The sequence below is a fragment of the Paenibacillus sp. 1781tsa1 genome (assembly GCF_024159265.1).
Taxonomy (GTDB): domain Bacteria; phylum Bacillota; class Bacilli; order Paenibacillales; family Paenibacillaceae; genus Paenibacillus.
Genome location: NZ_JAMYWY010000001.1, coordinates 3,096,145 through 3,110,462, shown reverse-complemented (window position 1 = coordinate 3,110,462; position 14,318 = coordinate 3,096,145). Strand labels below are relative to the sequence as shown.

Here is a 14,318-nt window from a genome sequence, read left to right as displayed (position 1 = left end):
TCACCCTCACTTAAGTATTGGTTGTTTCATTTTACGAAAAGCCGATGGGGTCATCCCCAAACGTTTGCGAAATACAGCATGCAAATAGTTGGCATTATTGAAGCCTGAAGCGAGAGCGATCTGTTCGATGGATACGTTACTTTCCTCCAGATTACGGCACACGGCGCGCAGACGAATATCCTCCAGTACGCGGCTGAAAGGCATCTCAGGCTGTACTTGATAGAAGATTCTCTGCAATTGCCTGCTGCTGATATGAAGTTTCTCAGCTACATGCTCCAGCGTGACTACTGTAGGATGATTCGCCTCCATATACTGCACGGCATACTCATAACGATACGCCGACATGTCCCGAACAGGGGCTTCCGGTCGATTCCCACCGGTGTCGTATGCTCGCACGGTTTTGAGTAATATGCTAATGACCAGTTGCTTGATCGACGTATAATAACCTAACAATTTCTGATCACATGCCTCATAGGCTTCCAAAAAACAATGCATCGCCCGATGATAATCATTCACCGGAGTATGCGGAAGCGTTCTGAGCTTTTCAATCGTCTCCTCGGATTCAGCGGCTTCCCAAGGATCGACATGCTCTCTTGGCTTATGAACGATATCCACATGAAGACATAGTTCATCCATATCCTCTTTGGCGTCCGCCTCCTGATAATGTACGACACCCGGACCAGTCAAATACAACATACCTTCCGAAAGTGCATGTGTCTGATCATCAAGAATAACTTTGCCTTTTCCTCTCGGGATAAAATGAAACTCAAACTCCGCATGATTATGGAAATCCACAACTCGGCCTGCTGGAAAAGAAGTCAGATGAAATCGCATCACGCGAATCTCATAATGTCCCCACACCATTGCAATATCCAGTCTCTCCAGGAGATCCTGCCGTTCAAGCATTTTCTCATAAGGATACAGGCTCAAGATTGCACACCTCCTTAATAAAACCTAACCCTTCAACTCATTCAGAGCAATTCTGCGCCCTTCGCTGGCAGAGAGGTTAGCAGCTTCCATCAACCGGGTCAGCTCCATAGCGATCTGCACGTTTTCCGTTGCATCCGTATCATTTTGTATATGTGCAACCCATTGATTGAATGCGCTTTCCCTTTTGTCTGCCAAAGGAAGTTCAGTCCATTCTTCATACTGACCCTGTGCTGCTTTTGTACGAATCAACAGCTTATCATCAGGTGTCCCGTAGAGAAGGGTGCCTTCCGTACCATGAACCTCAATTGTAAACGGAGAATGGCTATTTACAAAACCAGCTTCAACAACACCAACTGCTCCGGAATCCGTAAACAAGGTTGCAACTGCATTATCTTCCACTTCTTTGCCTGTAATGTATCCGAAGTTCGCGTTAACCGCTGTTACTTCCTGACCCAGAAACAGTTTGGCCAGATACATGGGATGGCAGCCCAGATCAATCAGTGCACCGCCCTGACAATCCTTCAGATCATAGAAGTGTTCAGGTAACCAGTTCGAAATCGCTCCATCATGCGATAAACGTGCTCTAACATAAGTCACTTTGCCAAGCAATCCCTGGTTAAGTACATCCTGAATCGTGAGTGTATACCCTGCATTCAGACGTGGTAAGGAGACTGTCATCTTGACTTTGTTTGCCTCTACCTCACCAAGGATTCTGTTGGATTCCGCTTGTGTCGCTGCAATAACCTTTTCCGTGAAGATGTGTTTCCCTGCTTTTGCAGCAGCGGTGATCACTTCTTCATGAATGCGGGTTGGCGCATCTACAATAACGGCATCGATGTCATCTCTGGCCAGCATATCTTCGAGTGAAGCATAGAAGGGTACGTTTAAACGTTCTGCCGCTTCCTGTCCCCGCTTGGCATCTTCATCCCACACGGCTGCTATGACTGTATCTTCATGTTCCTGTGCCTGCTTGATGTAATCCCATGCGTGAACATGCCACAAGCTAATTTTTCCAATTCGAATGGTCACTGTTGGCTTACCTCCATACTATATAATATTCTGACATTTATCTATAAGTTATCACAGACTTAATGTATTTTTAATAGAAACTCACGACAATAAATGTATAAGATCACGACATATTATAGTGTTGGAAGTTAAACGCAATAACAGGATTTGATTTGAATTCAGGATTGACAATGCAGATAGTCATTGAAACTCAATTCTCCATCCCTTCAAGTGCTCTTCGCCATAAGCCATGGCATAGTGTTGAAACAGCTGCTGTAATGTTGTCATCTGCTCCGAAATAACTTGGCTGTTCGTTCTAACTATAAATACAGTGTGCAAGTCTCATTGTCCCTCATGTTGTTTATAATCGACGCGCTCTTTACACTCATTTTGTTTATTAGTTTAGGTGTGAAAATGAGCGTCTTTTTATAGGCTCTGCTATCGGGATGCAATGAGTTACTAAAATATGGCTAATCCCTGATGAACCACCAGGGAATGAAGAAGAACCGGCCACTTTTTCATGGCTGGCTCTTCTCATAAAAATCTTATAGATATCTCGATATTATGTCTCTACAACAGTATGTGCGTTATTCGGGGCTTTTTGGTTCATGATCGGCACCATGACCAGTGCGCCAAGAAGAAATAACAATCCTGCACCGCCATAGATCGCACTCAGCGAAAAAGCATCCTTTAAAGCACCTGCGAAGGACATGGAAATGACCATCATGCCAACGAACATCGGATTCAGAACCCCGTTCACCCGACCGACGATGGAAGCATGTGACCATTTCAGAATCATTGTGCTAATCCCAATATGGATGCATGGGAACACAAGCCCATTCAGAAATTGAACAGTCAGGGTGAGCGGAACGCTCGTCGAATACCCTACAATAGCTGTGCAGAAAGCGCCTGCGATCATACCTATCGCAAGAAGAACCTGCGGTGGAACCCGTTTCGCGAAGACAGCTACGATTCCGCCACCAATCAGCATGGCTGCGCCATTCACCATCAGCAGATATTGCAGGAACTCCTTACTCCTGCCCAGCCGCTCCGTTACAATAAACAAGTTGAGAGCTTGGGCGACGCCAACAGCGAGTCCCGCGAGAATAAACGCGAGTCCGAGCATACGCAGCACTTGGCTTTGCCAGACATAGCGGAAGCCTTCAATGAATTCTTTACGGAACTGCCCTTTCACAGCGGCCGTTTGTGCTTCCATATTATCCTCTGGCAGACGAACAAGGACGAGTGCAGAGAGCAAAAAAACCACACCCATGACAGCGATCGATGTTTCAAGACCAAACGTGCTGTATATCAACGTGCCCAGCATCGGCCCAAGCACCATAAAGATGGCCATCAGCGATTGGAACAGGGCCATCCCTTGCTGAAGCTGTTCTTCAGCCACATGATACTTAAACAATCGCATGCTTGAAGGCTGGGAGAACTGCGAAAGAATTGCCGAGATGAATGCGACAAGGTAGACGGATTGCCAAGAACCGTAATGTATGGTCAGAAGTACTACGAATACCGATACCGCGGATAATAAATCGCACCAGATCATCGTTCGCTTCGGCCGCCAGCGGTCGGCAAATGTACCTCCTATGAATGAAAAAACAAAAATAGGTGCGAATTCTGCTACGCTGATTAGTGAAATGGCGTATGGATCATTGTTTGTTCTTTCCGCAACATACAGGAGAATAGCGAAATTACGTACCCAGATGCCGATCTGCAGGAGCACGCTTGATAATAAAATCGTCTGCAGAAACCGATTGCGAAACAGGCTTGATGCATTGGTGCCCTTTTCATGCCTATTCAATCTTTTCAACCTCCAATTTGTCATAAAGATGCCCATCCTAAGTAATGATATGACGTCTCCTTTCAATTCTTAATTATATGGACATTATCGTTGTTCACCTCCTACTAAAGACTGAATTTACAGAGTATATATCCCAAAACTCCTAAGATTCTCGGGGACTCCCCTCTTGAGCCAGACTGGCATGGTGTGAGTATGACGGACTGAACGTCATTGACCGGGATCATGGCTCCAACGCCACTTGCTCCCATGAAGGTACAATAGACTAAGGGTGAAGTAATCATCGGAAGGAGGGTGTTTTTTGAATAGAGGTGGCCTACCAGATATATGAATTGAGTACGAAGGTATTACCGCAGACAAAATCGCTGAGGTCGGTCTGAAATACGACAATAAGTATGATTATGATACGTTTAGTATACGAACATTACTGATATAGACCCGCTCAAAACCGGAACGATTTACTATCTTGTAGAGATCCCGAATGAAGTGGCCAAAAGCGATAAACCGTTGAAAGCAGAAATTAAAATTCAGAATCAAACGTTTGAATATACAGTAAGATAAATACTTCATTCCAAATAATCAAGAAGCCTTCGTTTGGTACTCCACTGAACGAAGGCTTCTTGATTATTTAAACGCTCGTTGTTATACAATTCAATGCCAATGGCAGCTGCCACGTTCTCCCGGCTCCCCCCCATCGTAAACCAACCACAAAAAAAAGGCCAACCAGTAATTACTGGCTAACCTGATAATACGATAAAGCTGCTTGAATATTGACTTCTAATGAAGAAAAATCTGGTCGTCAACACTACGCTATCATGAAAGAGTGCTCTGCTGTTTGTAATTACACACTCAATAAAGCTTGTACCCTTGTGTAACAATTTTGTACCCGGATACCATCTGTCTATGGTCCTTCAAAGCAGCCTTAACACGTTCCAGCACATCGCTCTCATATACGGAGGCACATTCGAATCCAGGCTGAACGTTCAATTCAGCAGCTTCAGAATTCAGATTATACCAGCGAGCAATCACATCTCCGGTTTCCTCTGCGATCTTCAATGTGGAGAAGGCTAGTGACGAACTTTGTGCATTCCACGCTAACCATTGCTTCGATAGAGGCAACTCCACCTTCTGCCCATCAGCTCCGGCACGACCTTCCCGCTCAAACGTGCGTGCTAATGCCCCTAGCTGTACAGTCGTCCACGGAATTGGATACACATATGCAGATGCACATGCTCCTGACTGTGCAGCATCACCTGCAAATGGAATAATCGCGTATTCTACACTCTGAGGACCCAGACACTGGGCTTCCGGTGTTTCAAACACACCCCAATCTCCTAGTTCCGAAGAGGCGCGCAGCAGCGTAACCGCAATCGTACTACCTTCTTCATGCTGTAAAACCTCGTATTCATTCAGCCCTTTGTTTGCAATCATCAAGCCATGATCACCATCCATCACATGTACAAACGCTTGCTGATGCTGCGCATTACTCGGATTCACCCATTCCTTGGCCGGTGCGTTCGAACGTTTGGCTACCTCAAAGATGGAATCTGCATAATGTTCCTCTGTCACCAGTCCGGATGGAAAGAGTGCACGCAGCCGATGATCCTTGGCCTGATTGTTAAATTCAGATTTTACTTTGACCATATTACTGCCTGCTTCCAGCGTATACGTTGTCGTAATCACCAACGGAACCGTGTTCTTCACCCGCTGCGCCTTCCGTTCTGTAAAAGGAACCATTTGGCGTTTCTCCAGCTCGAACAGTTCATCTGCTCCAGCAGGAATATCCCAGCGTAGTATACTCTCCATGACTGCACGATACGGAGATTGCTCCACGATCCGCACGTCTGCCTTCAGGTGCTCTGTGGTCAGCGTTGTCTCTCCCTCTGGTTGTCGGTAGACATATTCATTACCGATATCACCGGTATTCTCATATGAATTCAATCCCCTGTATACAGTACCGGATACCTTATCTTCAATTGTAGCCGTACCATTCTCTTCAACCGTCACCCGCAAATGACCGTTTTCCATCATCATTCCCTGAACCTGAATGAGTTCGCTCGTATCGGGCACTTCAGCAATCTCAGCATTCTCTGTTGGCGTATGAACTGGAATGAGAGCATATGTCTTATAACCCAGCGAAGGTACATTCACCGCCTGGAAAGTAACTCTTACTTTACGAGCCATATAAGGCTGTCGGAAGCGATCCTTCGGAAGTTCATAACCGAAATGCGCACCCAGATCCTTGATTTCAGCCGAATACACGTGTCCATCCGAATCGATGAGCTGATACGCTGGTAATGCATCTTTTTCCACCTTCTGCGCAAGTGCCTGAGGGTTAGGACCTTCCGGGAAAAATACTTTGTCCACAATCAGGTCCATTTCGATGATTCCATTTCGATTCCACCCACTCGTGTTGAACACAGTGAACAGCACCGCTTCCTCTCCCCAAGCCTCAGCAGGTTGCACATGAATGGACTCAGCAATCGCCTGCGCGCTCTGGGAAACCAATTTCTCTGCAAGCTGTCTGCTCTTGGCGAAGCGGGTCACCATCTCACGGTGAACCTCATCCACACTGCAGCCGCAGATGCTATCATGCGGGTGGTTCTGCATCAGCATCTTCCATGCATGCGTCAACAGATGGTGCGGATAATCTTTTACCCCGGCTATATGGGCCATGGCTGCCAGTGGTTCGGCTACTTTTTCAAGCAACGTCTGCCCCTGCTGATTCAACTGTTTCAGATACACCCGGGCGGATGCCGTATTCACCAGTGTTCCCCAACCATCCGTGTGCTGACTGCGAAGTTCGCCTTCGATGGTCGCCAGATGCTCAGGGACTTCCTTCGTAACCGCCTCAATGTAATCGTCAAAATTGGAGTGAATAAATTCCACATCAGGATACAACGCAGCCGCCGTACGTAAAGCCTCAGGCAGATCTGTCTGGATCGGCTGGTGATCACAACCATTCATGAACAACAGATGCGGGGTCGAGGCGAACTTCTCGGCATCTTCCAGATTTTTGTCCCAGTAGGCTCGGGCTTTCTCCGAATCAACCGGAACTTCCATCCCGTTACAGTACCAATTCGCGAACAAAATGCCGAGCACTTCCGAACCATCCGGCGAACGCCAGATCATCTCGGAATAGGGAGATTCGTAACTATCCGCATCAACCACGGCATTATTGAATCCGGTAGGCTTTACCCCGCGCCCGAAGATCGCGTTATGAATGTCGGCTTGTTGCAGAATTTGCGGTGCCTGTCCCATATTTCCGAACGAGTCTGGAAAATATCCCGTCTTGGATATCACACCCAAAGGTCGAGCATCGCGATGACCGATGAGCAGATTACGCAAGTTGGCCTCGCTGCTGGTCAGAAACTCATCCTGTAACACATACCATGGGCCAAAATGAATGCGTCCTTCACGAATATAGCGGTCAAGTCTCTCCTGTTGTTCAGGCCGAACCTGCAAATAATCCTCACGAATAATCGTCTGCCCATCCAGATGGAAATAACGATATTCCGGGTCCTGATCGAGCGTATCCAGCAGTTTATCCATCAGCTCAATGAGAAGAACATGATGATGTTCATAAGGCATATACCATTCCCGGTCCCAATGGGTATGCGAGATGAGATGTGCCGTCTTTTTGGTTGTCATGTTGCGTACCTCCTGTCATTAACCTTTGGTTGCCCCGCCCATGCTGAAGCCTTTGGACATGTAACGCTGGGAGAAGATATATAGCACAACCGAAGGCATCGTATAAAGTAGTGAAAATGCAGCCAATCTGCCGTATTCAACCATGCCGTGGCTGCCGAAGAATTGATAGATCGTGACTGATGCCGGAAGTTTCTCCGGGGTCTGGAGCAGGATGTATGGCACAAAGAAATTGCCCCAACTTCCCGAAAAGGTAAATATCGCTATCGTTGCAATACCGGGCAACATCAATGGAGCTACGATTCGTCTCAAGCCATTCCAGACGGACGCTCCGTCAATCCATGCCGATTCTTCCAGATCAATGGGCACCGAATCCATGAAGTTTTTCATCATCCAAATGCCGTAAGGAAGTGAAGATGCGGTTAGGAACAGCATTGTGGCAATGATGCTATTTTGCATTTTGAAGAATAGAAACATTTGAAATACCGGAACCATCACGGCCGTAATCGGAAGAGCTGTCATGAACAGAATGGATAAGAGGAAACTTTTTTTGAATCTCATCTCGTATCGGGATAATGGATAGGCAGCAAGAACCGATACCAACACAACCAATATCGCTTGTCCTCCCGACAGAATCAGACCTACACCGAATGAACGAAGATTGCTCGAATCCCCGAGTACATCCTTGAAATTTTGAATGGTCCAGGCACTGGGCATTTTGATGCCCTGCTGTGCGTTCGGATCAAACGAAGCCAGAATGATCCAGAGCAGCGGCAATAAAAAACAGAGCCCCAGAAAAACTAGAATTCCGTACTGGATTTTGCGTTGAAGCCCATGTTTGACCATAGGGATCGAACCTCCTTCATGGTTACACTTTCACTTTCATGGATCGCATGTAGAACAGGCTGGCGATAATACCGATGAACAGCAGGACCAGCGATATGGCTGTACCGTATCCAAACTGATAGTTCACAAAGGCCTGGTTGTACATGAAGATCGGCAAGGTTTGTGTCGAAGTACCCGGGCCACCACCAGTCATCGTATAGATTAGTGTGAACACACCCAGTGTCTGTAGGGTGACCAGCATCATGTTGGTCACGATGGACCCTTTTACCATTGGAATCGTAATGTGTCTGACAATCTGGAACCCGGTGGCACTGTCAATAATCGCAGCTTCTTCGACTTCCTTCGGAATATCATCCAGAGCCGACTGATAGACCATCATGGAGAAGGCTGTACCGTGCCAGATGTTCGCAATAATGACACTCACCATAGGGAAACTGAACAACCAGGAGATTGGACTTGCCCCAAACCAGCCGAGAATCTGATTCAATGAACCATTGTCACTGAAAAAGGCCACCATACAGAATGCCACAACAATCTCAGGTGTCACCCAACCGGCAATGACGATGATGCCAATGACCCGGCGGAACGTCACATTTTTCTCCTTCATTAGAAGAGCCAGAATGAATCCAAGCAATACCTGACCAATCACTGCGGAGAAGATGAGAAAGACCAGCGTACGCCAGACACTAATGCGGAAGTCCGGATCATGGAACATATTAATGAAATTCTGAAATCCGACGAACTCCAGACTCTTGGCTGCAGCACCGGTCAGAGCCATATTTGTAAAGGCAAAGAAAATCGTCAGAATAATAGGAACAATGAAAAACACGAGTAATAACAGTACGGAAGGCATTAGAAACAGAAATGAGCCTGGTGCTTTCCTTTTCATAAGTCACTCTCCATTCGAACCGGAAAAAGGGGAGATTGTGCCTCCCCCTCCGAATATATCGATATCCTTATTTCTCTTCGATGCTGTCCGCGCCAAGGGAACGGGATACGTTGTCCTTCAATTGCGTAACTCCCTCTTCCGGCGTCAGCTTGCCAGAGGCAATACTCTCAACAATGCTTTGCAATTGTGCGGATACCGCTGCATATTGATCGTTCGCTGGACGGAAGTGAGCCACATTCAAGAGTTCCTGTGCTTCTTTGGTATATGGACGATCCGTATACCCTTCAACTTCTGTGGAATCATTACGTGGGCTGAGGCTGCCTTCCGCTACTACGCGTGCAGTCGCATTTTCCTTATTCATCAGAAACTCAATAAATTTCCAAGCCTCTTCCTTGTTCTTCGCTTGTGCAGGAACAGACCAAGCCCATCCTCCAGACATCGTCGTTGCTCCAGGTTCTTCCCCATTTTGTGTCGGGAATGGCGCAAAACCTATTTTCTCTTCGACGTTGGCAATTGGAGCAGCACCGTTCTCGGCCCATGTCGAACCTGCCCAGCTACCATCTACAGCCATCGCCAGCTTGTCCTGCGGGAATTGTTGCTGGAATGCAATACTGCCAGCTTGTCCATTTAAGGCGACCTGCATAGTCGGACCTGTTTTATCCGTGTTAAACACTTGATCTATGAATTTGAAGGAATCCAGCAGCCCCGGGCTGTTAACTACCCATTTTTTGCTAGTGTCGTCATACAGCGTGTCCGCTGTACCATAGAGCAGCATTTCCAGCGTTTGCATGGTGACACCTTCACCGTTTGCTTTGCCCACGATCATATTAAGCGGTGTCACACCCGGCAGTTTTTGCTTGATGGTACGCGCTGCTTCGAGTACTTCTGCCCAGCTTGCAGGTTTGAACGGAACTTCCAGACCTGCCTGTTGAAACAGTTCCTTGTTATACCAGATTCCGCGTGTATCCGAGGTAGCCGGAACGCCATACACTTTGCCGTCTTCTCCGGTAACCCCTGCCTTCAGATTGTCGATGATGTGTTCTTCCCAATCGGGCCATCCCTGAACCTGTGTATCCAGTGGCTCCAGATATCCCGCAGCAGCATCGGATTTAATGATGGATGTATCTTCTGCAATGACATCAGGTGCCGTATCCGGGGATTTCATCTGCAAAACCATTTTGGATGTATAATCACCTTCACTTGCCAATACAGGTGCAATGTTGATTTTGATATCCGGATTTTCTTTCTCGAACTGATCCACCAATCCTGATTGAAAAAACTTCGTAAGTGTATCTTCAGATCCTGAAGAACGGAACGATACGGTTACTTGCTTCTTGCCATCACTGGTTGTGCCTGTACTGGAACTTCCGCCTGAACAGGCTGTCGTTAGAATGAGCAAGGATGTCATAACTGCTGCTACCGGCATTTTCAATGATATTTTTCTCATGGTTCGCTCTCCTCTTGTCGGAATTCGACGAACTCCGAACGTTATGATGTACTCGCAGGTTCTCTCTTGCTTTCCTATCTATTTCTGTACGCAATCCTATTTCTCTACGCGGAATCCGCAATAATCCATCATCAGTTCACTAAAGAGCATGTTGGACCATGAAAACCATGGACGTGTATATTCATGTGGATTGTTAGCCGAAAAGCCTTCATGGGTCAATCCGGTGCCCGCATCCGTTTGTTGGATGAGCTGGAGCAATCGCAGTTTTTCGTGGCGATCCTCTGTAGTTAGCCCCTGCATCGATAAAGCGATATGCCAGATGTATCCTTCCGGTGTATGCGGACTTCCAATTCCAGCAGCTGCTGTACCCTCATAAAAATACGGGTTATGCGAGGATAGAATGAAACGGCGCGTATTTTGATACACCTCGTCGTTCTCATCCACGTATCCGAGATAAGGTAAAGACAGCAGGCTCGGCACATTGGCATCATCCATCAGATTGTAATTGCCTTTCCCATCGGTTTCATATGCATGTATGGTTCCATATTCTGGATGTTCGACAGTGCCATAATCCTGAATGCCTTTGTTGATCTGATCTTCCAACTGCTGAGCAGTCGCTGCCAGCGTTTCATCCTCGAATACAGTTTCAGCAATTTCCTGTAGATATCGAAGCGCCACAACAGCGAACATATTGGATGGAATCAGATAACCATATTCACAGCGATCATCGCTGGGACGGAATCCCGACCAGGTCATGCCTGTGTAGGCTGTTTCAGTACCTCGTCCATCTCGGCAGAGCGTATCGGTTTCGGGAGCATCCAGACGTTGGAACGTGTAAGGTGATTTCGTCTCATGATGCTGTTCCACTTGCCATAATTGCATGATAATCTGGGCTGCTTTGCGGAACGTGTCATTGAATTGTGTTGTTCTGCCCGTGTTCTTCCACAAGAGATAACTGAGCTGAATCGGATAAGCCAGAGAGTCAATCTCATACTTCCGTTCCCAGATCCAATCATTCATCTGCGTCAGATCTTCCTGATGTCCTTTCCCACTCTCCGTCTCATTAAAAGCGTTTGCATAAGGGTCCAGAAGAATATAATTCAGTTGCCGTTGAACCAGTCCAGCGATCATATCAGCGATATCTTCATCCTCTGAAGCGAGAACCAGATAAGGTCTGACCTGAGCAGCAGAATCACGTAACCACATGGCAGGGATATCTCCCGTAATCACAAAAGTTGTTCCATCTTCTTTGCGCTGAATTGTGGTCGCCATCGTATTGGTAAAACAGTTTTTGAACATTTGGTTAAGTTCCGGATAATCCGGCATACGTTTGTTAACCCGATCAATCATGTCGTATATCGAGGGGGAAATGTCTTGATCTTCTCTGGGTGTCAGCATGTTGTCCTCCTTATGTAATCCAGTTTATTAACCGCTTTCATCATCCTAAAACGAATATAATGTTATGTCAATATATTTATTTGTATATTAGCATGTTATTTTAATTTATCGGTTTTAAATAATATACCAATCAAAGTGATGTTTCCCTTTTTATTCACACCAAAAAGAGACCTCGTTTCCACGAAGTCTCTGATTGAACCCAATGAATATAAGACCGCTAAAATTAACCCTTTTGTTTCAGCGTACTCGTTGATTTCCCCTTCACCAAGCGCGCAGGCAAAACAACTCTGTTCACTGCCATTTCGTTGTTCTGCATACTTTGAAGCACCATCTCGAATGCCTGTTTCCCCATATCAAACTGGCTCTGTCGCATATGTGTTACACGGCTTCCTTCGGCAGCGTTTGGACTATCAAAACAAATGATGGACAAATCTTCCGGAATCCTCAGACCAAGCTGATCGGCTGCCTGTTCTGCAAGCAAAGCAATATGGTACTCCGCAGCAAAGAGTGCAGTAATCTGCGGGTATTTCTGTAAATGTTCCACCAGTGTCTCCACATCGCGGATCTCGACTTGAGGATCGAACACACTAGGCAATGTCGAAAGAAAAGATTCTAACCACAATTCCCTGTTCACCAGTACACCTTGATCATGATGTGCCTCAATAATCCCTTCAATTCGTTCTTCAATCGGTGTGGTGTTCGCCGGAGGCTGTGTCAGAAAAGCGATGTGTCGATGACCAAGGTGGAACAGATAATTCATCCCTTCTCTCGCCGCGCCTACGTTATCCGTACTTACCGAAGAAGCTGGAATGCCTTTCAGATACCGGTCAATCAAGACAAACGGGAATTTGTTCACGACCAGTTTAAGAATCTCATCACTGAAATATTCACCCTGTGCCGGGAAAATAATCAATCCGTCCACACCCAGTTCCAGCAGTTCCTGAATGCTGCGTTCCTCCTGCTCGGGAATCCCGAAGGATCGTCTAAGTACGAGAAAACAATCATGTTCTCGTGAAGCTTCTTCCATGCCATATAACAGTTCTGTACCATACATATCACTGAAGTTGGTAATGACCAGACCAATGAGCAGCTTCTTCTCCGGATCTTTAACCGCAGCACGCGGAGCAGATCTGTTAGGTCTTTCTTGTAACACATCTGCTGTGTCGGCTACAAAAGAACCCCGTCCCGGCTGACGAACAATTAATTGTTCACTCGCCAGCATCTCAAGCGCTTTTTTAGTTGTAATCCGGCTCACTCCGAATTCATCACATAATTCCTTCTCTGAAGGAACACGCTCACCCACTTGATATTGATGAAGCTGTATCCGTTCGCGCAAAGATTCAAAGATCTGTTCATACATCGGCTTGGATGCCGAGTCTTTCCCCAATACAAACACCTCCATAAATACCCATACTTCTCATGTTCTACATCCTAATATATCATGTTATATCATTAATGTGAAGAAAGGAGAAATAGATAGCTTGTCTGGGCTTTCTATGTAAATAACCGTTCTGGTTATGAACCAGGACGGTTATTATTCGTCACTTCATTTGTTGGTGGACTGACGATAATATCGAATCACCTTACGATACATCGTCTTGTCCTTTAACTGATTGAATATATAGGGATCTGGCTTCGCATTCACCTCAATAATCCATGGAGTCAGACTTCGATCAAGCCCGATATCGACCCCAATGCTCTTCAACCGCGTATACTTCTTACTCATGTATCGAGCTATGTCAATGCCCAAGCAGTTCATCTCCTGGATCAATTCATTAATCCGCTTCTCAGAAGCATGGGATTTCAGCAACGTGTGAATGCTCATTGGCTTGGCACCACTATGATAGTTGGTCACGATTTTCTTCGGATGACCCAGTCTTCCGATGACCCCCGTCGCTTCCCATTTCTGCCCGGGATTCAACTGGACCATTACCCGTATATCAAAGCGTCTGTTGTGATGTTGCAAAAGATGAATACCTCGCTGAATGAGATAGCTCTTATGCTTAACCAGATGGGTCAGACTTCGATGGAACGACTCGAAACTGTTGAACGTCAGACGCTTTTGATGGATCTGGTAGGCAAAATGATGATTGTCCATCTCAGCTTTAATGACTCCCATTCCAAAGGTGCCTATCTCAGGTTTGATATATACCATTCTATATTTCCCCAGCATGGACTTCAGGTTCGATTGACTATATCGCTGTGTATCGGGGATAAATGGTTTGATCGCCGAGTTATTCAGCAACATTTTGGTTTTGAGCCATTTACTTCGTAGCGGTTGGGATCGTTGTACTGTATCAACTCCCACAGTTCACTCCTCCTGTCATCGTATTTGTTGCTCC

10 protein-coding genes are annotated in these 14,318 nt (G+C 46.3%); all 10 read right to left on the bottom strand.

What is annotated here, in order from left to right; translation table 11 throughout:
• Positions 1–6 precede the first annotated feature (6 nt).
• Positions 7–930 carry a helix-turn-helix domain-containing protein gene (locus NKT06_RS13860; protein ID WP_253435115.1) on the bottom strand — a complete coding sequence of 308 codons (924 nt, stop codon included), beginning with the start codon at positions 928–930 and terminating at the stop codon, positions 7–9.
• 24 nt (positions 931–954) lie between these two features.
• Positions 955–1,959, bottom strand: a complete 1,005-nt coding sequence (locus NKT06_RS13855; protein WP_253435113.1) for a Gfo/Idh/MocA family protein — start codon at positions 1,957–1,959, stop codon at positions 955–957.
• Between the two features lie 541 nt (positions 1,960–2,500).
• Entirely contained in the window at positions 2,501–3,751 is a 1,251-nt protein-coding gene (locus tag NKT06_RS13850) for an MFS transporter (RefSeq protein WP_253435110.1), read from the bottom strand.
• 846 nt (positions 3,752–4,597) lie between these two features.
• Positions 4,598–7,399 (bottom strand): alpha-mannosidase, encoded by a 2,802-nt coding sequence (locus tag NKT06_RS13845; protein WP_253435108.1) that lies wholly within the window; start codon positions 7,397–7,399, stop codon positions 4,598–4,600.
• A gap of 18 nt (positions 7,400–7,417) precedes the next feature.
• The gene (locus NKT06_RS13840; protein WP_237175540.1) at positions 7,418–8,242 is read right to left on the bottom strand and encodes a carbohydrate ABC transporter permease; all 825 of its coding nucleotides are present in this window, start codon (positions 8,240–8,242) and stop codon (positions 7,418–7,420) included.
• 22 nt (positions 8,243–8,264) lie between these two features.
• Positions 8,265–9,131 (bottom strand): carbohydrate ABC transporter permease, encoded by an 867-nt coding sequence (locus tag NKT06_RS13835; RefSeq protein WP_253435106.1) that lies wholly within the window; start codon positions 9,129–9,131, stop codon positions 8,265–8,267.
• 67 nt (positions 9,132–9,198) lie between these two features.
• On the bottom strand, positions 9,199–10,578 hold the full coding sequence (locus tag NKT06_RS13830; protein WP_253435103.1) for an extracellular solute-binding protein: 1,380 nt from the start codon (positions 10,576–10,578) through the stop codon (positions 9,199–9,201).
• Between the two features lie 96 nt (positions 10,579–10,674).
• On the bottom strand, positions 10,675–11,976 hold the full coding sequence (locus NKT06_RS13825; protein ID WP_253435101.1) for a glycoside hydrolase family 125 protein: 1,302 nt from the start codon (positions 11,974–11,976) through the stop codon (positions 10,675–10,677).
• 223 nt (positions 11,977–12,199) lie between these two features.
• Positions 12,200–13,372: a GntR family transcriptional regulator gene (locus tag NKT06_RS13820; protein ID WP_367399892.1), complete on the bottom strand. Its 1,173-nt coding sequence runs from the start codon at positions 13,370–13,372 to the stop codon at positions 12,200–12,202.
• A gap of 150 nt (positions 13,373–13,522) precedes the next feature.
• Entirely contained in the window at positions 13,523–14,284 is a 762-nt protein-coding gene (locus tag NKT06_RS13815; protein ID WP_253435097.1) for a YheC/YheD family protein, read from the bottom strand.
• Positions 14,285–14,318 lie beyond the last annotated feature (34 nt).